Below are 20,770 nucleotides of genomic sequence, written 5' to 3'. Positions count from 1 at the left end.
ACCGGACACGGCTCCTCCAGCTGGGCATTAATTCCACGGTCGTGGAGATAACTCATTGTTATTCTGAGGTTGTGGAATTGTCAAGGAGCGTGCGGTGAGCGGCGGCAGGCGCGGGCGGCGACCGGGCGGCGGGGACAGCCGCGAGGTCATCGCGGCCGCGGCCAGGCGCCAGTTCGCCGCCCAGGGCTATCCCAGGACCTCGATCCGGAGCGTCGCCGCCGAGGCCGGCGTGGACCCCCGCCTGGTCCAACACTTCTTCGGGTCCAAGCAGGAGCTCTTCGTGTCGGTGGTCGAGCTGCCTTTCGATCCGGCCGAGGCGTTCGAGGGCATCCTCGGACCCGGTGTCGAGGGCCTCGGCGAGCGTCTGGCCGCATTCGTCATCGGCACCCTCACCGGCCCGGAGGTCTCCGTGCTCACCGGGATGATCAGGGCGGCCACCTCCGAGGAGCAGGCTGCCGCCATGGTCCGGGAGCTCGTCTCGACCCGCCTGCTCGGACCGTTGGCGGCCCGGGTCTCGGCCGACCGGCCGGAGCTGCGGGCCAGCCTGTTGGCCGCGCAGGTCGTCGGACTTCAGATGGCACGCAACGTGGTCGGCCTGCCCGCTCTGGTGGAGGCGGACCACGACGAGTTGGTCGCCGCACTCGGGCCGCTGTTCCAGCACCTGCTCACCGGCGACCTGGGTACGCCGGCGCAGGCAGGTGACCGACCGCGCGCCGGCTACGGCGAGCCGGCCTCCACCGATCTCGGCGCGAAGGCGCCGGGGCGGCGGGGTGCGTCCACCGCCCTTGCCACGCCAGCGGCACCGAACCCGAGGACACCCACAGCCGGCCACCCCTGACGGAGCGCGTCGCCGATCTGCTTCGGCTGATGCACCAGCAGCAGCATGGGCAGCCGCTGGTCGGCGCCGACGAGCGCCACCGCGTGGTCGGCCCGGTGCCCGGCGAGACCGGACAAGGCCGCGGTCACGTGAAGGCAGTCAGATCAGGCCGTGGTGCAGCGCTGTGGTCACTGCGGCCGTGCGGTCGGCAACGTCGAGCTTGCCGAAGATGCGCAGCAGGTGTGTCTTGACGGTGGCCTCGCTGATGTAGAGCTCGCGCCCGATGGAGGCGTTCGTGAGGCCCCGCGCGACCAGGCGCAACACCTCGGCCTCACGACCCGACAAGGCCGGCGGTGCGGGGCGCCGCACCTGCCGTATCAGCGTGGAGGCGACGCTCGGTGCGAGTACCGTCTCACCCCGGGCCGCGGCGCGGATCGCCTCCGCCAGCGCCGCTGGCGAGGCGTCCTTGAGCAGATAGCCGCTGGCGCCGGCCTCGATCGCCCGGAGAATGTCCCGGTCGGATTCGTACGTCGTGAGCACCACCACGCGGACGCCGGGAACGCGCGCCCGGATCCGGGCGGTCGCCTCGACTCCGTCGCCGCCCGGCATCCGCAAATCCATGAGCACGATGTCGGGGTGCTTCTCGACGGCGACATGTATGCCCTCCTGGCCAGACGACGCCTCGCCGACCACGGCCAGGTCCTCCTCGGCGTCGAGCATGCCGCGCAGCCCCATCCGCACGACCGGATGGTCGTCGACGAGCACGATGCGGATCACGCGGGCACCTCCAGCTCGACGGTCGTGCCGCCCGGCTGTCCGCCACGAACGGTCAGGGAGCCGCGCACCTGCTCTGCGCGTGAGCGCATGCCTGCGAGGCCGAACCCATCGGTGTGGTCCGACGCGAGGCCGCGCCCGTCGTCGTGTACGACCAGCCGCACCCGTTGTTCGTCGTAGGTGAGCACCACCTCCGTCTCGGTGGCGTGCGCGTGCCGGCGTACGTTGGTCAGCGCCTCCTGGGCGGCCCGCAGCAGCACCACCTCGACCGGGGTGGGCAGCTCCCGCGGCGTCCCGGTCACCCGCACGGTGGCGGGCATCCCGGCCTCCTCGGTGAACCGGTCGGCCTGCCGGCGTACCGCATCGGACAGCGACGTCGACGCGAGCGCGGCGGGCGCCAGCGCAGCTACCAGAGCCCTCGCCTCGGCCAGGTTCTCCTTCGCGGTGCGCACCGCCAGCGCCAGGCGCTCGTCGCGCAGCTGCGGGTCGTACGCCTGCAGCAGGGTGACGACGCTCGTGAAGCCCTGCGCGAGCGTGTCGTGGATCTCGCCGGCGAGACGGGCCCGCTCGGCGGATATCCCCGCGTCGTGGGACAGGCGGGCCACCTCGGCGCGGCTCGCCTCAAGCTCGTCGATGAGCTGGCCGCGCTCCACGTTCTGCCGGATCACGCGCATGGTCCAGTAGGAGACCCAGATGCTCGCCGCTCCCGTGATGACGGCGATCAGCAGGTTGGCGGTCGCCGTCTGCGGCTCCTCGACCAGGGCCACGGCTGGGATGACCAGGTTCGCCAGGATCACCAGCACGATGCCGGTACGCACGTTCATGAGCTGGAAGATGAGCGGGACGACCGCGAACAGCAGCCAGCTCGTGAACGGTGCGGACACCACCGCGACGACGTAGAGCAGGAGGTGCGTCAGCGTGACGGTGAGAGCTGCGCCGTCCTCTGCGCCGCGCCGGATCTGCTTCCGCCCGGCCGTCACATGCAGCACCGCCATGGCAGCGATGGCGCCGACGGCCAGCCCGCGGCGCCATGGCCGGTGGTCGTCAACCAGCAGGGTCGCGGCCGCGACCGCGACCGCGACCAGGCCGAAGTAGGCGTCCCACCAGCGAAGGTAGCCCGCGTGCGCCTCGCCCCCTCTCATCGGTCTTTCTGGTTCCATCGGAAGGTCACCAGGCATAGCACCAATCCGATCACGGTCCAGGCGACGAGCACCGACGCCGTGCGGCCGAGCTCCCACTGGCCGGCGGCTTCGAGCGCCTTCATGTTGTCGGGCAGAAAGACGTAGCGGAAGCCCTGGCTCATCCACTTCACGGGGAAGAACGAGGCCACCACGATCAGCCAGTGCGGCAGCTGCGTGATGGGATGGATGAAGACACCGGAGATGAACTGGAGTGCCACCACCGGCACAGTGAGGATCGTGCCTGCCGTGCGGGCGTGCCCTACCATCGCGCTGACCGCCACGCCGAGCAGCCCGCACGACGTGATCGACAGTAGGAAGATCCAGGCGAACGTGGCCCAGTGCGACGGCTCAGGCATCGGAATGCCGAAGACGAGCGCGCCCACGCCGACCAGCACGACCACCTCGACGATGCTGAGCACGAGGACCAGCACGAGCTTGCCCAGCAAATACGAGGCGGCTGGGATCGGCGTGCCCCGCAGGCGCTTGAGAGTGCCGTCCTCGCGATCCATGGCGAGGCCCGAGCCCATCGTCACGAAGGCGGTCGACAACGCACCGTATGCGATCATGCTGGCCGAATAGACCTGACTCGCGCTCACACCGCTCTGATCGTGGTCGCCACCGAAAATGGCACCGAACAGCAGCAGGATCATGGCCGGAAACGCGAACGTGAACACCATGGCGGTGCGGTCGCGCAGGAACATGAGCAGCTCGACACGGCCCCGACTCAGGCCGCTCCCCAGGGTGGACGGAGGGGCGACCGAGCGCCGCAGGGCGGTGGTCATTCCCCGGCTCCGATCAGGGTCAGGTAGACATCCTCGAGAGTGGGACGGGTGATCGTGAGACTGCTCAGGTCGTTGCCCTCGGCGACCAGCCTGCGGACCAGCTCGGTCGGATCGGCGACCTTCTCGGCGCGCGGCTCGCCGTTCTCGCGCCAGCTGACCGTGGCGCCAGCCGTGAGGCGCCCACCGAGCGTGGCGGGAGCGCCCTCCGCGAGGATACGGCCGCCCGCGAGTACCGCGAGCCGGTCGGCCAACGCCTCGGCCTCCTCCAAATAATGTGTGGTGAGCAGGATCGTCGTGCCCTCCGCGGCGAGGGCACCCACCAGCTCCCAGAACTGCCGACGCGCCTGGGGGTCGAAGCCGGTCGTGGGCTCGTCGAGAAAGAGCAGATCCGGGCGTCCCACGAGGCCCAGCGCCACGTCGACGCGGCGGCGCTGTCCGCCGGAAAGCGCCCGAATCTTGCTGTCACGCTTCTGGACGAGGCCGACCAGCTCGATCACCTCGTCGGCCGGCCTCGGGTCGGGATAGAACCCGGCGATGTGCCGCACCATCTCGCGGACCGTGAGATCGGCCGCGTCGTCGGCGTCCTGTAGTACGATTCCGACCCGCGCCCGCCACGCCCGCCCCGCGGCACTCGGGTCCTCGCCGAGAACCCGGACATCGCCGGCGTCGCGACGGCGGTGCCCCTCGAGAATCTCCACCATGGTTGTCTTGCCCGCCCCGTTCGGGCCGAGCAGCGCGAAGGCCTCACCACGCTCAACCGTCAGGTCGATGCCGCACACGACTTCATGATCCTGATAGGACTTCCGGAGGCCCCTGGCCTCAATGGCTGCCATGCCATCGACAGTGCCGCTTGCAACGCCTCCCGCGGAACGACCACTCGACCGTCAGGGACCGTCCACCGAACGGTGGACACCTGAGCAGCAGCGAGCCCTGACCACTTCGCTCTTCTCTGGGAGGTCACGCCGAACCGCTCGCCTGTATCACTAAGCCATTCTCAAGAACGAGCCGGACTACGACACGGTTCAAGACATGCCGATGCCAGCAAGCTAACCCTGTCCATGGCCTGACTTGACGTGCCGACCACCCCTACTGCCGCCCGAGATGTGTAGAGCGGGTGCATGGAACGCGGTCTCCCCCGCGTCCGGCTGCGCAGCACCTACGTGTCAGCGGACCATGCCGCCAGACTGGCGTCCGGTGACTACCGTGACGGCCGTCACGAGGCAGCGAATGGGGGCGATCATGTATTTCTTCTACTGGCTCAGCCCGCTTCTTTTGATTGCCTGGTTCACGATCTTCTACCTGACCTTGGGCCGGACAACGGTATGGCAGTGGCGACTGCGGTTCTCCAGTGAGACGGTCACGGTCACCGGCAGGGTCATCAGTCTCCAGCGGAGGATCGGTCCATACAGGGCCGGCACGACTGGAACAATCCAGTACTCCACCCCACAGGGCAAGTACACGATCAAGGACCACGCCGGGCCAGACCTCAGGGTCGGGCAGAAGTACGAGGTCCGCTACCTCCCGGCAAATCCAAAGGTCGCGATCGTATCCGATGACTCCAACTCACTCGTTTTCGACACGGGCGCCGTCATCGTCGTGACCGTGATTCTGGCCGTCATCGTGTACGCCGTTGCGCTGAGCCGCTGACTCGTCGGCCGCTCGTGCGGCAGATTCGTGGCGATAGGCCGTCGAGAGCCTCCGAGCCGATGCCGGCCAGACGTCGCCAGCACAGGCCGTGGCCGGGCCGGCGCGGCCCGGCTTGCGGGCCGCCGTCTTGATACGTCAGGAAGCAGTTCGGCAGGCAAGAGGTCAGTCTTGGAACTTGACCACCGGTCAAGGAGCGCTACCGGACAACGCACTTGACCGACGCGGTCTCCAGAAAGCCGAAAAGGCTGGTCCGACGCCTCGGACCAGCCTTTCTGAACTGCCATTTCACCTTGTCGGGACGGCCGGATTCGAACCGACGACCCCTTGACCCCCAGAGATCGGCAAGGGAGTTCCGTTCGTTGTCGGCCGCTAGGTGGTGGTCAGATGCCGCTCCTAGATGCGCCGCTCGGTGTGGTCGGTTGCTGTACTTCGCTGCTGTACAACCACTGGGCGGCACTCAGCAGCTGGATGGGCGGCTTCGTACGTCTCCTGGCTTCATTGAGCCCGTCTCTAAGGCAGGGGTCAAGAGATGAGTGCGTCGAAGCGCTCTCGAAGCAGCTTGTACATGGACTTGTCCCGGAACGACGCCTGCGCCACCGCCTTACGCTCTCGCACAAGCTCTTCAAAGTCAACGTCGTCCAGCGGGAGGATGAACCCATTCCCATCGAGAGCCGTATCCCTACACCTCTGAATGAATAGGTCCTTGTCATAAAGCTTTCGGCAAGCGATGAAACCCACGCGACCTCGATGCACCGAGAATCGATTAGCGAGCTGATCGAGTTCAGGGTTTCTTGGATCCTTCCGGTAATTCTTACACTCGACTGGAATCTCCGCAGCCTTATGTTGTGTAAACCAGAAGAATGTGCCCATGCTGCTCAAGTTGTCGTAGCAAATATCGATCCGCTTCCGACCCTCGTGGAGCTCTCTCTCTAACCGCATGTTGCCTAGATGCGGATAGAAAAGCGCGGACATGAGTTCTTCGACCGCTCGATGGTAGATGTGTGCTGCGGCCTTGCCAGCTGGAATCCGCTTCACGCGGGCGAGCAGAGCATCGTAGTTCGGTGTCGGCACATCGAGCCTTTGCGCCAACTGCTCATGAGTAAGAACCGGACTTGTCGAGTGAGAGATGGATTCCTTGTACCGATCGAGAACTCCGGGAAACTGCTGGGTATACTCTACAATTGCCGTCTTGTTCACCGGGTACTTTTCGCGCAGCTTTAGGCGGTTGACGCGCGGGGTGCCATTCTTCAATATGGATACCAGGTTGCTCCTCGCGTCGATTTCCGCAGCCTCGTGCAACGGTGCCAGAAAGCCGTTGTAGTACTTATCTTCGTCTAGGGTAAGCTCGAAGCGGACGATGGACTTGGGGATGAGAAGCAAGGGGCTTTCGTTAACCCGGGGCAAGTCGACATAGTCAAAATCCCATTCCCCGGTGTCCGGGTTCCAGATTGCCCCGCTGTACTGTCGCTCGACCGGAATGTGGTAATACTCCGCGGCCTTCTGCGTATAACCTATGAGCGCACCTCGCAGGACATGCGTTGCAATGTCCGACACGATATCGTTCTTAATTCCGGGGATAAAGAGCGCAGTGTCTTCAAGGTCGGCCAACACGCCAGACTCAGCAGCTTTGCTCTTTCGGATCATGTTTGCAACACGCCCAGCACCGAGACCGCCGAGGCCGCGACCGCGCGAACGACCTCGCGAGTACCCGAGATGAGTCTCGTTCGGCTCAGTTAGTTGACCGAGGAGGTTGTAAACCCGATCGTCATCTTTCTCAACGATTGCCATGAGTAGCTCATGAAAGAATGACACGAGCAGCATCTGGCATTTCTCGGCGAAGTCTGATTGCTGGATGCGAATAGCTCTGGGGTCAATAAATACGCGAGAGTCGGTTGCTGTGTCGACGTCCACAAAATCTAGCTCTGGCTGAGTGCGTCCCAACTGAAAATACTCTGAAACTCTCATAGCGCTCCAGACATCGCCCAGCCTCACAACGGAAGGTCATGCTACGTCTACCCTCTGTCAACATCAATGCGTGGAGAAAAGCCTGCCTGCTTCGTCGGTCCACCCACGCCATCCCGTCGGCCTTCGTCCGCACCCCGTGGAGCGGGTGGGGCCTGCCCGGTCAAGGTGGAGCACCCCACGTCTGAACGACCTTGACCGGGCAGGCCCCACCTGCTCGGCTTCGCCCGGACGGAGGTTGCCGGGATGGCGCCACCATCCCAGAGCGCCCGAGGACCCCGCCGGAGGCACTGCTTGTGTCCCGAACTCATGAAGCCCCGGAACTGCCATCGACCATGGCGGCCCGGGGCTTCCTCGTATGTCGCGCCACCGGCGGGGCTGGAACCGCCGGGGTGCCGCCGGCGCTTGCGCCTGGGCGGCGGGGTCCCCGAGCGGCGACCCTCTGGGTCGGCCCCTGGTCGGCGGCGCGAGCGGCCCGCGAGGCGGGCCGCCTTGATCCCGTACAGAAAGTTCTCACACGGGAGCGCTGGCGAAAGCTTCTAGGACGACGGTCGGTACTGGAACGTAGGGCGGAAGTCCACAAAATCCTCTCCCTGCTCAGCCATGAACTCAGGGACCGACCCCAGGAAGTTCAAGCCTTCGTCACCCCCGAACCGCAGTGGATCGGCATTGAGCAGCCATGTCGGGCTGAGCGAAAGCAGCTGCTCCCGTGTAAGTACGAAACGAGGACGACCCAGTCGCCTCTCAGCATTTCGCCAAAGAGGCCCACAATTCTCGGCAGGATCTAGAGTCGCAATGAAGGACCAAGGGGCGTCGAGCATGTCGCACAACTCATCCAGGTTATCTAGATCCTGCTGCTTGAGGCCTACTGCGGTTCTCTTGCATTCGCCAGGCACGAGGGAGCCGTCTTGGAGGAGCGCTAAGACGTCAGCTTCAAGTTCTCGTCCAGTTGAAGAGTGCTTCAAAGTCACGCCAGGATAAAGACCGTAAACGTAACCGGGCCCGAATTTGGCGTCGAAAATCTGCAGCAAGAACCGGCCAGCCAAAAGATGGGACATGCTATCAAGTTCGAGGACACTAAGGAGATGTTCGGATGCCCGGTACCGGAACACTACATCCCTCGGGCCATAGGGGCGTTCAACAATTCGAGCACAGCGACGGCATGTAACTGGAGGTGCCATCTCACGTAGCGGCAACCATGACTCACGTCTGCATGCATCGCATTTCATGAGTACTCCGCGAAGCAGCAACTGACTCTTCTCGGCCCACCTCAGCCAAGCCTCTGCGGCTCGACGGGATTTTCCCAGTGCTTTCTGAAACGCATCCAAGGTAACATGCTGGAGTTCTTCATCCGACTTAGCACCTATGCTCAAGCCATGAATCTGACGCTCCAGTTCGGCAGCTTGATCTTCAGCTAAGGAGACTTCGCGGAGCACGCCATTAAGCCGGTTCTTAAACCAAGACATGCCGCTACGCTGAGCAAGTTGTTGCAGAAGGTCTAGAATATCCGGGTGCAGAAAGGGCAAAAGCCCTTCCCAATCACCCACTCGATGGATTAGCTCCGCTGCCACGTGCCCTGGGGTACTCGGGCTTGCCGATAGCCCTCTGTCGTGGCAGGCAGCAGAAAGAGTTAGCCAGCCATCCGGCCACGCCAATTTAGCGACATCAGATGGCGCCGAGTTACGCGCGTATAGTGCTCCGTGCGCCACCCTGTCCGAAAGCACTCCTCTTCCGCTAAACGACTTGATCGGTGGGATGGGATGATTGCGCATCGCGAAACGAACGGTGAAACCGGCTGCAACCAAAGGGCCAGCCAAGCTACTGATGTCTCTTCGATCTTGCTGAGACCATACAGGAGCCTGAGCCTGCCCCTGTTCGAATACCACGACCTCGGAGCTATGGCGTGACAACGGAACCCCGGCTCTTAGAACAGATTCAGTAGGTATCGCCGAGAATCCATCACCGCACTGAGCCGCGATAGCTTCTAGTCGATCAATCGATAAGCTGGCGCTAACAACTGCGACCTCCAAAGAGCGAAGGCCAGTTGCGGAAAAGGCATGTCCTGCCTTGAGTTGAGCCACCACTGCGGGAATGTCAGCCGTAACAGGAATAGCGAAGGGAGCATGACCAGGCTGGCCATAGATCGATCTAAGGTTCCAGGCAAGGCATAGGTCTTCGACATTTTTCGGTGTGTATATGACGAGAATGTTGTGATTGAATCGTGTTGCTTCGCCATGCTTGACAGGCATACTGGGGAGACTGAAGAAAGTGGAGCCCTGGGGTGGAAGGTGTATTGCCCAGTCAGAGAGCGTGGCTGCTACAGGGCTGAGCGAAGGATTGCCGCGTGTCCGCCTCAGAAGATCTTCGCAGCCCGATTCCGAAGGTGGCGTGACGTCTACACCCACCAAGTCCTGGACGGATATATCCTTTAGTCGCTCTAGGTGCAATTCCTCGGGAGTTGGCGGCAGCGGCAGCCCGCCCAGGCAGGCAGAATACGCGAGGTGCCAGGGATCCTCCTCGGACACTGTCGCAGTGTCGAATATGCGAGGCCATTGCCCGGTGTCGTCTTTCCTGGCAAGAACGGCAATCATTAACTCGCCCTTCGCCGAAATGGTCACCGTTCCAGCGCCCGAAGATAACAGTTCTTCAGGCACGACAGCTCTAGTAGCAGTAATGTCGACACCGTTGTCGATGAGAAAATTTTGCCAAGTCGAAGAAATTGGACCACCATTGGGTGCCGGAATCAGGAGAGTCGAAGCGCCTCCCCACAATGTGCACGCTTCAGCTATAGCGGTGGTGGCGTCCGAATAACTATCCTGTCTGACGATTAAAGCGCTGCGAGTTGGGCTGAGGTACCTGTCGAGAGCTACCGGGCCCTGCACGGGAGTCTGGTCGAGCAGGCCTGGAATGTGGTTATCCATCCACAAAGGATACCGTCACTTACCTGGTCTCAGGACTCCTGGATCCTGCGGCCAACCCTGGAGACAGCCCGTTGGGCCTGCACTTTGGCACGATAGCCATCGCCCGTAGGATCAGGCCATGGGTGTACCTCTTGATCAGGCTGCCTCGGTGGCCGAGCGCATGCTCGCCCACTCCCTCCCTCGCCGGTGGCGGCACGTGCAGTCGGTAGCGGCGAAGGCTGCACAGGTTGCTCCACTGATGGAGGCGGATGCTGAGATGCTGGTAGCAGCGGCCTGGCTTCACGACGTTGGGTATGCCCCCGGGGTGGTGGAGACCGGATTTCACGCCCTAGACGGAGCCCGTTGGCTACAGCGAGAGGGATTCATTCCGCGCCTAGCCGGCCTAGTCGCCTATCACTCGTGCGCCTCCTATGAGGCCGAGGAGAGAGGGCTGAGCCAGGCTTTGGCGGAAGAGTTCGCAGATGAGCAATCAGCAATTTCAGACGCACTGTGGTTCGTAGATATGACGACAGGCCCTGATGGCCAGAACCTTTCAGCAGAAGAAAGGTTGGCCGAAATTAAAGAACGTTACGGCCCTGACGATATCGTCACCCGGTTCTGGGAAAAGGCTGAGCCGAAGTTGATTGCGGCCGTTCGTCGGACGCAGGCACGGATTGCAGCTCAACCAACATAGGGCTCGTTACGCCGATCAAATCCATGGTTGATGCGGAGCAGCATCGACGGATGAATTGATAAGCTGCCCAGCTTAGACCGCGCAACCCACTGGACGGCTGACGACTCAGTGCTTGTCCTCGGGTTACCATCAACATAGCGGCCACGGAAACAAATCGAGAACTGCTGCCGAACCTCGCCATCGCTGTACTCAACTACATGGTTGGGGTTCGTGTAGATCCCGATTACCCCGGTCACCTCGACGTTGATGCCGGTCTCCTCGCGCGTCTCCCGCACTGCCGTCTCGGCGATGTACTCGCCGAAGTCCTGGGCGCCGCCCGGCAGAGCCCACAGCCCGTTGTCGGTCCGCTGGATGAGCAGCACCCGCCCCTGCTCGTCCTGGACGAAGACGGTGACCGCGACGACGATGCTGTTGGGCTTCGGGGCGTTCGGGTTGTTGAAGTGCTCGATCCGGGCCATGTCTCTAGCCTCTCACCGCCGGCGGCTCAGTGGTCGGGCCAGACGGCCCGCTTCACGCCGAGCGCCCTGTTGAAGCTGGACAGGTAGCTGTCGAACAGCTCCCCGCCGCCGAGCCGGCGCAGGTGCAGCACCGGGGCGTAGGCGGCCGGAGTGCCGTAGAGGTGGGTGTTGACCAGCATCTCGTCGTCAAAGCGGTAGATGGAGTTGTAGAGAATCGTGTTGTGGTAGTAGATTCCGACGTTCTCTAGATCCCGCAGTTCCTTGTAGAAGGCGAGCGCGTTCAGGATCTTGCTTGCCATCGCAGAGCCGATGCCCTCGTCCTCTCCACGTGCGGCGACATGTTCGCCCTCAGGGTCGCCGAACAGCAGCTCGACCTGCACTCCCGTCTTTGCCTTCTCCTGGAGCGTTGACACCCAGCGGGGGTTGTACTCGGGCAGGAACAGCCCGGCGTAGACCAAGACGCCGACGTGCCGTGTCGTCTGGTCCAACAGCCGCTGCCAAAGGTCCGGCGGCACGGCTCCGCGGCGGGGGTAGATATGGACGACCTCGGACTGGCTGACCTGGGCGACCCGCTCAGTCGGCAGGGCGTCCGGCCACAGGTACGACTCACTCTCTCCGAGGAGTGCGGCGATCGCGTGCCGGTAGCGCGGGTACGGGTTGCGGCTCTGAGTGATCCATCGCTCCACCGTCTTCGGGTCGACATCCAGCTTCTCCGCCAGCGTCGCTGTCGTGAGGCCCTTCCTGAGCAGGCCTTCGCGCAGCCGGTCGTTCGGCATCTCGCCTCCCGCGATTGAGGTAGGGACGTCCATAGGGACGACTCAGCCTACCAAGGACGTCCCTAGTCGTCCACGTCTCGTGGTGAACTCGTCACTACCAATCGACGCAATCTGATTCCACAAGAGCTGCCGTCCAGGAAGGACGGAGCTGGCCCACCGATTGGGCCCTGCTCACAGGATGAAGGAGTCAGTCATGGGACGTCTGCTGCTGGACACCTCGCGGGTGTCGTACGAGGTGTCGGTCAACCCGGTGCCGAAGCTGGACCAGAACGGTCAGCAGAAGTTCGACCGGGAGACCAAGCACCCGATGTGGACCGTGCACCTGTACGCGCTGTCGGAGAACTCGGGTGAGGTCATCAACGTGACGGTGGTCAGCCCGACCCTGCCGCCGGTGACCGTTCGTCAGCCGGTCGTGCCGGTGGACCTGGAGGCACTGCCCTGGGTCAACGACCGGGACGGCAAGGTCCGCTCCGGTGTGGCGTTCCGGGCCTCGGCCCTGAAGGCGCTGGACACCGCCGTCGCGTAGCGGACGGTTCCTCGATCGGCTCCACGCGAAGTGAAGAGGTGGACACGGGGTCGCCGTTGATTGGCGTCGTCTGCGACCCCGCGTCCTGTCCAACAACTCCGATCCCACTGCTGGGAGGACTTGTCGTGTCCAAGCCTAGTTCACGGTCCCCGTTCGGCTGGTCGAACCGTGGGGGCACTGTCACTGTCATCGAAGCGCCGGTTGCCCGCTCGTACCGTCGTCGGGCCGTCATCGCGTTCTGGGTCACCCTCGGGGTGATCGGCCTCCTGGCCGCCACGGTGGCCTCCCACTACCTGCACCCGGTCCTGGGTGCCCTGCTCGGCGGTGTCATCGGCGCCCTACTCGGCGCGGTGGTGTTTGCGCTGATCGCGGCGTGGCCGGTCCTGCGCGTCTTCTGGCACTGGCTGCCGGAGATCGGGCTCGGCCTGGCCGGCGTCTACGGCTGGATTGCGGTGATGCAGTCGACCCCGTTGTGGGCGTCGCTGCTCATCGTCGCCCTGTTCGTGGGCCTGCCGGCCGCGATCGGCCCGAGTCGTCGCCGCGTGATGGCGTTGATCTGGTGTCTGGTCGTGCGGCATCGGCTGCGGCTGTGCTTCGCCGCGTTCATCGCCACCAACCGGCACGGTTCGCTGCCGCTGATCCTGCCCGCTCGGCCGACCCCGGCCGGTGAACGGGTCTGGGTGTGGCTGCGTCCCGGGCTGTCCCTGCGGGATCTGGAGCAGGACGGCCAGGTGCAGAAGCTCGCCGTGGCGTGCTGGGCCAACGAGGTCCGCGTCATGCGCGCTTCCCGGCGCTACGCCGCCCTGATCCGTGTGGACATCACCCGCCGTGAACCGCTGGCGGGCAAGGTCGTGTCGCCGCTGCCGGACTACGTCCCCACCGACGTGCCGGTCAACGCTCCTACCTCCCCGGGCATGCCGCCTGTCGGCCTGGACCTGCCCGACGTGCCGGACGGGCCGGTCATCGCACCGGCCGACACTCCCCGGCCGCGCCGCCCTCGCAACAACCCGACCACCACAGCGAGCCCGAACGGGTTCGACCCTTCCGACTACGCCTGACCACCGGGACGGCGCGGACCGAGCACCCCTGACGGGTCAAGCGTCCGCGCCCTTCCCTCCCCCACCCGCTTTGACACGTACGTGTCAACCGACCCGGGAGCCTCCCATGGACCTCACCGACGACACCATCGAACTGCCCACGCAGCCGGACGCGCCGGAGACGGTCCCGGTCGGCGCGGGCCTGTCCATATTCGATCCGGTCTTCCTCGGCATTGACGAGTTCGGCCAGCCGGTCTACCTGCCGATGATCTACCGCAACATCCTCATCGGCGGTGAGCCCGGCGCGGGCAAGTCCTCGCTGCTGAACACGATCGTCGGCCATGCGGCCCTGTGCCCCGACGTGCGGCTGTGCCTGCTCGACGGCAAACAGGTCGAACTCGGCCTGTGGGAGGACGCCTGCGACGTGTTCGTCGGCCCCGACCTGCACCACGCCAACCGCACCCTGCGCCGCGTGCAAACGGTGATGGACAACCGCTACACGTTCCTGAAGTCCCGCCGCCGCCGCAAGATCGGCCCGAACGACGTGTTCGGTCAGATCCTCGTGGCCTGCGACGAGATCGCCTACTTCTCCGCCACCGCCGGGGAGAAGAAGGACCAGGAGCTGTTCCACGCGCTGCTGCGCGACATCGTGGCGCGTGGCCGCGCGGTCGGCATCATCGTGGCCGCCGCGACGCAACGCCCGTCGTCGGACATCATCCCGACCTCGCTGCGAGACATCTTCGCCTGGCGCTTCGCCGGCCGCTGCACCACCGACGTGTCGTCGGACATCGTGCTCGGGCACGGCTGGGCCGCCCGCGGCTTCTCCTCCAACACCATCGACCCCAACAACCAGGGCGCCGGACTGCTCATCGCCGAAGGCGGCATCCCCGCCCTGGTCAAGGCCGCCTACATGACCGACGCGGACATCATCCGCGTGGCCGACTACGCCGCCTGGACCCGCCGCCGCGCCGGCGGCCTCACCTCGTCCGACCGGCCCGCCGCCAAGGAGGCGGCATGAAGACCACGACCGCTGTCCCGGCCCGCGTCCTGGACCTGGTGCTCGTCGGTGACGGCGAGGACATCGCCGCCCTCACCGCCATCGCCCGCCGTACGGGCTCGCTCGTCTTCCGCTCCGCACCCACCCCGGCCGACGACGGCCGGCAGCGGGTGTTCCTCCGGCTCCACCTGCACCACCGATAGAAGACGGCCGACGAACCGGGACCAGCCCTAGGAAAGCGAACCCGGCCCGCCGGCCTAACCACCGCCCACGAAAGGACGTGGCCGTCATGAACCCTACCCAAAAACAGCCCGACACCAGCGCCGCGCTGGCCGACCTGACCCCGGCCGACATCCTGCGCTGCGCCGCCCGCTACCTCGAACTGCGCGGCTGGACCCAGCGCGTCCCCTTCGACCGCGCCACCGACACGGCGTTCCCGCCAGCCTGCGTGACCGCAGCGATTGGCATGGCCGTCTACGGCGACCGCATGCCGGTCCTGCGTGGAGACGACGGCAACAGCGACCGCACCCTGCGCTACCTGGCGGACTACCTGTGGCGCGACGGATCGGTGCCGCCGGGCGACTACTACGGCGCGCTGTGCGCCTCCGACCGCGAGATCGTCGCCGACTGGAACGACGACGCTACCCAGACCCTCGCCGACGTCCTGGACGTCCTGCGCGACGCCGCCGACGACTACGACTGGACTCACGCCACCGAGGAGCAGCTCGAAACCTACGCCCAGCACGAGTACGACAACGAGCGGTTGCCCACCCGTGCCGGCTTCCTCACCTGGCGGGCCGCCCGATGACCCCCCGGCTGCGCGCCCTGGCCACCGCCAGCGCCATGAGCGCCGCCGCGACCGCCGGCTACCTCACCGCCCGCCACAGCCTGCGGGCCGAACTCACCACCGTCCGGCACGCGGCCACCCACGACCCGCTGACCGGCATCGCCAACCGCGCCGGCCTCTCGGCCACCGCCGACACCCTCATCACCACCGCCCACACCACCAGCCGGCCTGTCGCCGTCGTCCTGGTCGACTTGGTGGGCTTCAAGAAGGTCAACGACACCCACGGCCACGACGCCGGTGACCACATCCTCACCACCGTCGCCCACCGGCTGACCGGCATCGCCGGCCCGGCCGGGCTCGCCGCCCGACTCGGCGGCGACGAGTTCGCCCTCATCACCACCGGCCCCGCCACCCGGCGCGACGACGCCGACACCTGGCTGGCCGACTGGCTCACCCACATCCACACCCGCCTGACCACACCGGTCCGGCACGACGACCGGCACCTGGCCGTCGGCGCAACCCTCGGCGCGGTCCTGGCCGACCCCGGCGACCCCGCGCCCGTCTGGCTGCACCGCGCCGACCTCGCCATGTACGCCGCCCGCGCCGGCCGGCGCACCACCGCCGTCTTCACCGGCGCCACCGAAACCAACGCCACGCAGACCACCGACCGGGCCCGTGACCTGGCTCGACCCACCAGTCCCCTCGCCGCCGCCCCGACCACCCGGAGGGCCGCATGACCACCGCCGATGAGATCACCGACGTGACACGTACGTGTCAAGACTCCCCCTCTACCGCCGCGCTCGTCGCCGCGCTGGAATCTGCTTGGACCGCGATCCGCGCCCAGCACACCGAAGTCCCGGCCGCCGTCCTCGTGGTCGGCTCCGGCTCTCCCACCAAGCCCAACCAGGGCATGAAGTGGGGCCACTTCGCCGCGCTGCGCTGGCAGGCCGGCGACAACCAGCTCCCCGAAATCCTCATCTCCGGTGAGGGCCTGTCCCGCGAACCGGAGGCCGTCTTCACCACCTTGCTGCACGAGGCGACTCACGCCCTGGCCGACGTCCGAGGCGTCCAGGACACGTCCCGGCAGGGCCGCTGGCACAACAAGAAGTTCGCCACCCTCGCCGCCGAACTCGGCCTGTCCACGACCAAGGACGACAAGCTCGGCTACTCGCCCTGCACCCTGACTGACCTCACCCGCGCCCGCTACCGGACGTCCATCGCCGGTCTGGCCGACGCGCTGCGCTTCCATCGCCACCCCGAACCGACCGGGGAAGGCAAGGCCCGCACGAACAACAACAACGGCTTCACCTGCGAATGCGAATGCCCGCGCAAGCTGCGCATCTCCAAGGCCGCCTTCGAGGAAGGCCCGATCGTCTGCGCCTCCTGCGGCACCGCGTTCCTGCCCGAGGAGATCGACCGCGACACCTACGAACACCCCACCTTCGCCACCGGTACTGCCGCCGGCGGCGACCAGGACCAGGACCAGGACGACGCCGACGACTCGGAGGACGACGACCCGATGGTCTTCTATGACCCGACCGGCGAGCGCTACGGCCTGCCGACCTACCCGTTCAAGTTCGCCCCCGACGGGCTGCTGACCCGCCGGCAACTGCGTACCCGCGACCTGCGCCCCGGCGGCCAAGAGCCCGCCGCGCAGATCCTCTGGCGGCGTGGCAAGCGCGTGGCCTACCTGTTCCGTCTCGACTTGGCGGTGCCCAAGCGGACCGCCACCCCGGCGCAACGCGCCGCCATCGACAAGGCGCTCACCGCGCGGCGTACCTGCCCCGACTGCGGCCAGGTCAAGCCCTACTACATCCCCCGCCGAACCGGCACCTGCCTCGACTGCCCTGGAGGTTCCCAGTGACCACGACGACCACCGTCACCTACACGCACCCGAGTGTGCTCGCCGGCATCGCCGCTGGCGCCGCGTGGGCCGACCCCACCATGGACCCCACCCTCATCGACTGGACGACGCGGCAGGCATACGCCGCCATCCCCTTCGCCGTCATGGACGGCCGACCCGTCAACCCCTGCGAGCGGACCGCTGTTCGCTACGGCCGTAACGAGCTCGGCCACTGGGGCGAGCAGCTGTGCGCTGACGCCCTCGTCTCCCTGACCGACACCAGCGGGCACCGCTGGATTCTCCTGATTGAACGCGCCGACGGCCACGGCTGGGCACTGCCCGGCGGATACGTCGACCCCGGCGAAACCGCGGGCCACGCTGCCACCCGTGAACTGGCCGAAGAAACCGGCCTCGTCATCCCCGACGCCACCTGGCACACCGAGCCTCCGCGCTACGTGCCCGACCCCCGCGCCTCCGACGAAGCGTGGATGGTCACCGTCCTCGCCCGAACCCACCTCGGCACCTACCCGGCCGATGCCTTCCCCGACATCGCCCACGCCGACGACGCGGCGCAAGCCGCCTGGGTCCGCGCCGACACCTACGACGCGCTCACCCGCCACCTGCCCTGCTGCGGCATCTTCGCCGCGCACCGGCCCCTACTCGCCTCGGCCCTCGACACGGCCACCCACTGACCCGGAAGGACACACCATGCACCGCTACTACGTCTCGTTCGCCTACCAGTCCCCGAACGGCTTCGCCATCGGCACCCTCGACGTCACCACCGAGCAGCGCATCTCCACCGTCGAAGACCTCGCCCCCGTCACCGCCGACCTCACCGGCCGGGACTACCGCAACGTCGTCATCATGGCGTTCTCCCTCTACGCCAACCCCCGCCGCGACGACAACCCCAACCGGGACACCCGCCGTCCCGCCAACCCGACCCCGAACCGCGACGCCCGTCGCGACCCCAACCTCAACCCCTCGCGCAAGCCCTCGTCCCGAGGCCGGTGGTCATGACGACCACCTCTCAACCCTCTCGCGGCTGGGCCTACCTCGGCCTGATCCTCGGCGGACTCGTCTCCGTCGCCGCCAACATCGCCCACTCGTTCATCGCACCGCCCAACGCTCCGGCTGGCTGGACGCCGGAACCCGGCGCGGTCGTCTCGGCCATCGTCTGGCCGCTGTTCCTGTTCATCGCCATCGAGATCCTTGCCCGCACGCCCTGGCCGACCGGCCCGGGTTGGCGGCTGCTGCGCTGGGTCGGGCTCCCGCCCGTCGCCCTGGTCGCCGCGTTCGTGTCCTACCGGCACCTGTCCGGACTGCTCGACCACTACAACGAGGAAACCCTCGTCGTCTGGTTCGGGCCCCTCGCCGTCGACGGCCTGATGCTCATGGCCACCACTGCCCTGCTCGCCACCGGAAAACGCGCCACCCGGCCCGAACTCGTCCCGGCACCCGCGCCGGCCACCACCGCCGAGGCCCCGTCATCCGACATCCCCGCCTCGCCGCTGGTCCGCCCGGCCGCCGCGACCCCGGCCACCAACCCCACTCCCGACAACGACACCGAACCCGCCAACGAACCCATCACCCTGCCCACCTCTGGCGAGGAACCCGCGACCGCGACGACGGTCGAGCACACCCCGGACATTACCGAGAAGGACCCGACCCCGGCACCTGCGGCACCGGAACCGGTCACCACCGGCCCGCCGCCGGCGCTTCTGTCCAACGCCCGGATCGTCGCCGGCGCTCACGAGAAGGCCCACGGTGAGCCCATCACCGCCGGCCAACTCGCCGTCCGGCTGCGCGTACCGACCAACACGGCCGCCGACATCCTGACGGCCCTCAACAGCAACCCGACCACCAACAACGACAAGACCCACAACGGCACCCCTGTGGGAGCCACCGCGTGACGTCCTCGACGTTGCCTCTCGCGCCCGAAACCACCACGGTTTCGGGCACGGGAGCATGCGCCGAGACCACCGTCGGCTACTGGCCCTGGGCCACCCCCACCCGCACCACCCGCACCCCCGCCGACGACGGATGGGTACGCGGGCACGACCCCCGCACCGTCGCCTCCGGCCGCGCCCGCGCCCAGGACCCCGACTACGACGGGTGGCTCCACCACGTCAAAGCCGCCTCGGCGTGCAAGCACCCGATCCGGCTGGCCGGGCAGATCCACGTCAACGACGCCGACGGCAACCGCATGGCCACCGTCGACACCGAGGACATGCCCGACGGCGCGATCTACACCCCCTGCGGCAACCGCCGCGCCAGCGTCTGCCCGTCCTGCGCCGAGCTGTACCGCCGCGACACCTTCCACCTCATCAAGGCCGGCCTCCAGGGCGACCGGTGGGGAGTACCGCCGCTGCACGAGCACATCGCCATCTTCCTCACCGCCACCGCGCCCTCGTTCGGCCCGGTGCATCACCGGGTGGTGAAGGTCCACGCCGCGGACTGCCGCAAGAAGGACGGCTGCACCTGCCGATCCTCCGTCTGCCACCCGTTCGGCCGCACCTGTCCCCACGGAGTCGACCTGCGCTGCGGCGACCGGCACAAGGCCGGTGACGGGCAGCTGGGGCAGCCGCTATGCCTGGACTGCTACGACCACGCCGGCCAGGTCGTCTGGAACCACGAGGCACCCGAGCTGTGGCGGCGCACCATCCAACAGGTCGACCGTGAGCTACGCCGCCTCGGCCGCGTCCACGGCGTCGACCTGCGCCGCCGCTACATCAAGGTCTACGAGTTCCAGGTACGCGGCGTCATCCACTACCACGCCCTGATCCGCCTCGACGGCTATAACCCCGACTGCCCCGAGGCCATCGTCCCGCCGCCGGCGGCCATCACCCGCGACATGTTCGAACAGGCCGTGCGGACCGCGTTCGTGAAGACCGCTTACACCTCCGCCTCGCACCCGTCCAACGGTGGGCAGGGGTGGCACATCGCCTGGGGTGACAAGGGCCTGGACCTCAAGCACGTCAACGCCCCCGGCGGCACCGTGAACCTGGCCCAGATCACCGGGTACATCGCCAAGTACGTCACCAAGAGCACCGAGGTGACCGGCCTGGCGCTGCGGCGCGTCGACGACCTCTCCGTCCAGGTCCACGGCGACCCCGGTACCCACCTCGGCCGGCTCATCCGCGCCTGCTGGGACCTGGGCGAGCACCCCGCCTACGCCCGGCTGCGCCGCTGGGCCCACCAGTTCGGCTACGGCGGCCACATCGCCACCAAGAGCCGCGCCTTCTCCGTCACGCTCGGCTTCCTGCGCATGCAGCGCACCATCTGGCGCCGCACCGAAGGCCACCCCCACACCTGGGACGACGAACAGACCGAACGCGTCATCTACGAACTCGGCTACCAAGCCACCGGCTGGATCACCACCGGCGATGCGCTGCTCGCCAACACCGCCGCCGCGATGGCCCGCGCCCGAAACCAAGCCGGCCTCGACGCCCTGGCCGACGAGCTGGCCCAGCAGCGCACCGCGACCCGATCCCTGGCCGCTTGACACGTACGTGTCAACGACCCCGTGAGCCCGTTCCTTGACAACTCCACAGCGGACACGAGCACCAGCCCTGATTCCGGCTTGTCCCCC

Annotated in this window: 22 protein-coding genes; 14 read left to right on the top strand and 8 right to left on the bottom strand. The window is 66.5% G+C overall.

The genetic code is table 11. The features are described from left to right. The first annotated feature begins 94 nt into the window (after positions 1-94). Complete coding sequence (locus tag GA0074704_RS14835) at positions 95-838, top strand: TetR/AcrR family transcriptional regulator (RefSeq protein WP_157743680.1); 744 nt, start codon at positions 95-97, stop codon at positions 836-838. 138 nt (positions 839-976) lie between these two features. Here GA0074704_RS14835 and GA0074704_RS14830 read toward each other — a convergent pair whose 3' ends face one another. The 4 genes from GA0074704_RS14830 to GA0074704_RS14815 are packed head-to-tail and all read right to left on the bottom strand — an operon-like array spanning position 977 to position 4,387. Next, positions 977-1,594 carry a response regulator gene (locus GA0074704_RS14830; RefSeq protein ID WP_088971061.1) on the bottom strand — a complete coding sequence of 206 codons (618 nt, stop codon included), beginning with the start codon at positions 1,592-1,594 and terminating at the stop codon, positions 977-979. Then, positions 1,591-2,733, bottom strand: a complete 1,143-nt coding sequence (locus GA0074704_RS14825) for a sensor histidine kinase (protein ID WP_088971060.1) — start codon at positions 2,731-2,733, stop codon at positions 1,591-1,593. The genes GA0074704_RS14830 and GA0074704_RS14825 overlap by 4 nt, the downstream gene beginning before the upstream one ends. After that, positions 2,730-3,554 (bottom strand): ABC transporter permease, encoded by an 825-nt coding sequence (locus tag GA0074704_RS14820; RefSeq protein WP_088971059.1) that lies wholly within the window; start codon positions 3,552-3,554, stop codon positions 2,730-2,732. The genes GA0074704_RS14825 and GA0074704_RS14820 overlap by 4 nt, the downstream gene beginning before the upstream one ends. Then, positions 3,551-4,387, bottom strand: a complete 837-nt coding sequence (locus GA0074704_RS14815; RefSeq protein ID WP_088971058.1) for an ABC transporter ATP-binding protein — start codon at positions 4,385-4,387, stop codon at positions 3,551-3,553. The genes GA0074704_RS14820 and GA0074704_RS14815 overlap by 4 nt, the downstream gene beginning before the upstream one ends. 361 nt (positions 4,388-4,748) lie before the next feature. Here GA0074704_RS14815 and GA0074704_RS14810 point away from each other — a divergent pair, with 361 nt between their 5' ends. Beyond that, positions 4,749-5,201: a DUF3592 domain-containing protein gene (locus GA0074704_RS14810; protein WP_157743679.1), complete on the top strand. Its 453-nt coding sequence runs from the start codon at positions 4,749-4,751 to the stop codon at positions 5,199-5,201. Between the two features lie 522 nt (positions 5,202-5,723). Here GA0074704_RS14810 and GA0074704_RS14805 read toward each other — a convergent pair. After that, positions 5,724-7,193, bottom strand: coding sequence for a hypothetical protein (locus GA0074704_RS14805; protein WP_157743678.1), 1,470 nt, complete (start codon positions 7,191-7,193; stop codon positions 5,724-5,726). 509 nt (positions 7,194-7,702) lie between these two features. Continuing rightward, on the bottom strand, positions 7,703-10,084 hold the full coding sequence (locus GA0074704_RS28800) for a hypothetical protein (protein ID WP_157743677.1): 2,382 nt from the start codon (positions 10,082-10,084) through the stop codon (positions 7,703-7,705). A 118-nt stretch (positions 10,085-10,202) separates the two neighbouring features. On the opposite strand from GA0074704_RS28800, the gene GA0074704_RS14800 reads away from it, so the two are divergent. Then, a complete protein-coding gene (locus tag GA0074704_RS14800; RefSeq protein ID WP_088971055.1) occupies positions 10,203-10,757 on the top strand; it encodes an HD domain-containing protein in 555 nt (184 codons plus the stop codon). Here GA0074704_RS14800 and GA0074704_RS14795 read toward each other — a convergent pair. Then, on the bottom strand, positions 10,745-11,215 hold the full coding sequence (locus GA0074704_RS14795; RefSeq protein WP_088971054.1) for an NUDIX hydrolase: 471 nt from the start codon (positions 11,213-11,215) through the stop codon (positions 10,745-10,747). The two genes, GA0074704_RS14800 and GA0074704_RS14795, sit on opposite strands and share 13 nt — an antisense overlap. 26 nt (positions 11,216-11,241) lie before the next feature. Then, complete coding sequence (locus GA0074704_RS14790; RefSeq protein WP_088973688.1) at positions 11,242-11,991, bottom strand: helix-turn-helix domain-containing protein; 750 nt, start codon at positions 11,989-11,991, stop codon at positions 11,242-11,244. Positions 11,992-12,184: 193 nt separating this feature from the next. Between GA0074704_RS14790 and GA0074704_RS14785 the strand changes: the two genes are divergently transcribed. The 11 genes from GA0074704_RS14785 (at position 12,185) to GA0074704_RS14730 (ending at position 20,683) form a co-directional block, all read left to right on the top strand. Then, positions 12,185-12,517: a hypothetical protein gene (locus tag GA0074704_RS14785; RefSeq protein ID WP_088971053.1), complete on the top strand. Its 333-nt coding sequence runs from the start codon at positions 12,185-12,187 to the stop codon at positions 12,515-12,517. A 125-nt stretch (positions 12,518-12,642) separates the two neighbouring features. After that, positions 12,643-13,575: a hypothetical protein gene (locus tag GA0074704_RS14780; protein WP_088971052.1), complete on the top strand. Its 933-nt coding sequence runs from the start codon at positions 12,643-12,645 to the stop codon at positions 13,573-13,575. A gap of 106 nt (positions 13,576-13,681) precedes the next feature. Then, positions 13,682-14,572 carry an FtsK/SpoIIIE domain-containing protein gene (locus GA0074704_RS14775; protein ID WP_088971051.1) on the top strand — a complete coding sequence of 297 codons (891 nt, stop codon included), beginning with the start codon at positions 13,682-13,684 and terminating at the stop codon, positions 14,570-14,572. Beyond that, positions 14,569-14,754 (top strand): hypothetical protein, encoded by a 186-nt coding sequence (locus tag GA0074704_RS14770; protein WP_088971050.1) that lies wholly within the window; start codon positions 14,569-14,571, stop codon positions 14,752-14,754. Before GA0074704_RS14775 ends, GA0074704_RS14770 begins: the two co-directional genes overlap by 4 nt. Before the next feature lie 86 nt (positions 14,755-14,840). Continuing rightward, positions 14,841-15,359: a DUF6197 family protein gene (locus GA0074704_RS14765; RefSeq protein ID WP_088973687.1), complete on the top strand. Its 519-nt coding sequence runs from the start codon at positions 14,841-14,843 to the stop codon at positions 15,357-15,359. Beyond that, positions 15,356-16,075, top strand: a complete 720-nt coding sequence (locus GA0074704_RS14760) for a GGDEF domain-containing protein (RefSeq protein WP_088971049.1) — start codon at positions 15,356-15,358, stop codon at positions 16,073-16,075. The genes GA0074704_RS14765 and GA0074704_RS14760 overlap by 4 nt, the downstream gene beginning before the upstream one ends. A gap of 782 nt (positions 16,076-16,857) precedes the next feature. Continuing rightward, on the top strand, positions 16,858-17,202 hold the full coding sequence (locus GA0074704_RS14750; RefSeq protein WP_088973686.1) for an RRQRL motif-containing zinc-binding protein: 345 nt from the start codon (positions 16,858-16,860) through the stop codon (positions 17,200-17,202). After that, positions 17,199-17,873: an NUDIX domain-containing protein gene (locus GA0074704_RS14745; RefSeq protein ID WP_231926443.1), complete on the top strand. Its 675-nt coding sequence runs from the start codon at positions 17,199-17,201 to the stop codon at positions 17,871-17,873. The genes GA0074704_RS14750 and GA0074704_RS14745 overlap by 4 nt, the downstream gene beginning before the upstream one ends. 16 nt (positions 17,874-17,889) lie before the next feature. After that, a complete protein-coding gene (locus GA0074704_RS14740) occupies positions 17,890-18,198 on the top strand; it encodes a hypothetical protein (protein ID WP_088971048.1) in 309 nt (102 codons plus the stop codon). Continuing rightward, positions 18,195-19,091, top strand: coding sequence for a DUF2637 domain-containing protein (locus GA0074704_RS14735; protein ID WP_088971047.1), 897 nt, complete (start codon positions 18,195-18,197; stop codon positions 19,089-19,091). The genes GA0074704_RS14740 and GA0074704_RS14735 overlap by 4 nt, the downstream gene beginning before the upstream one ends. Then, positions 19,088-20,683, top strand: a complete 1,596-nt coding sequence (locus tag GA0074704_RS14730) for a replication initiator (protein WP_088971046.1) — start codon at positions 19,088-19,090, stop codon at positions 20,681-20,683. Before GA0074704_RS14735 ends, GA0074704_RS14730 begins: the two co-directional genes overlap by 4 nt. Positions 20,684-20,770 lie beyond the last annotated feature (87 nt).

The organism is Micromonospora siamensis (assembly GCF_900090305.1).
In the GTDB taxonomy this organism is placed as follows: domain Bacteria; phylum Actinomycetota; class Actinomycetes; order Mycobacteriales; family Micromonosporaceae; genus Micromonospora; species Micromonospora siamensis.
Note: the sequence above shows the minus strand (reverse complement) of the source record. Positions and strands in the feature narration are given on the sequence as shown.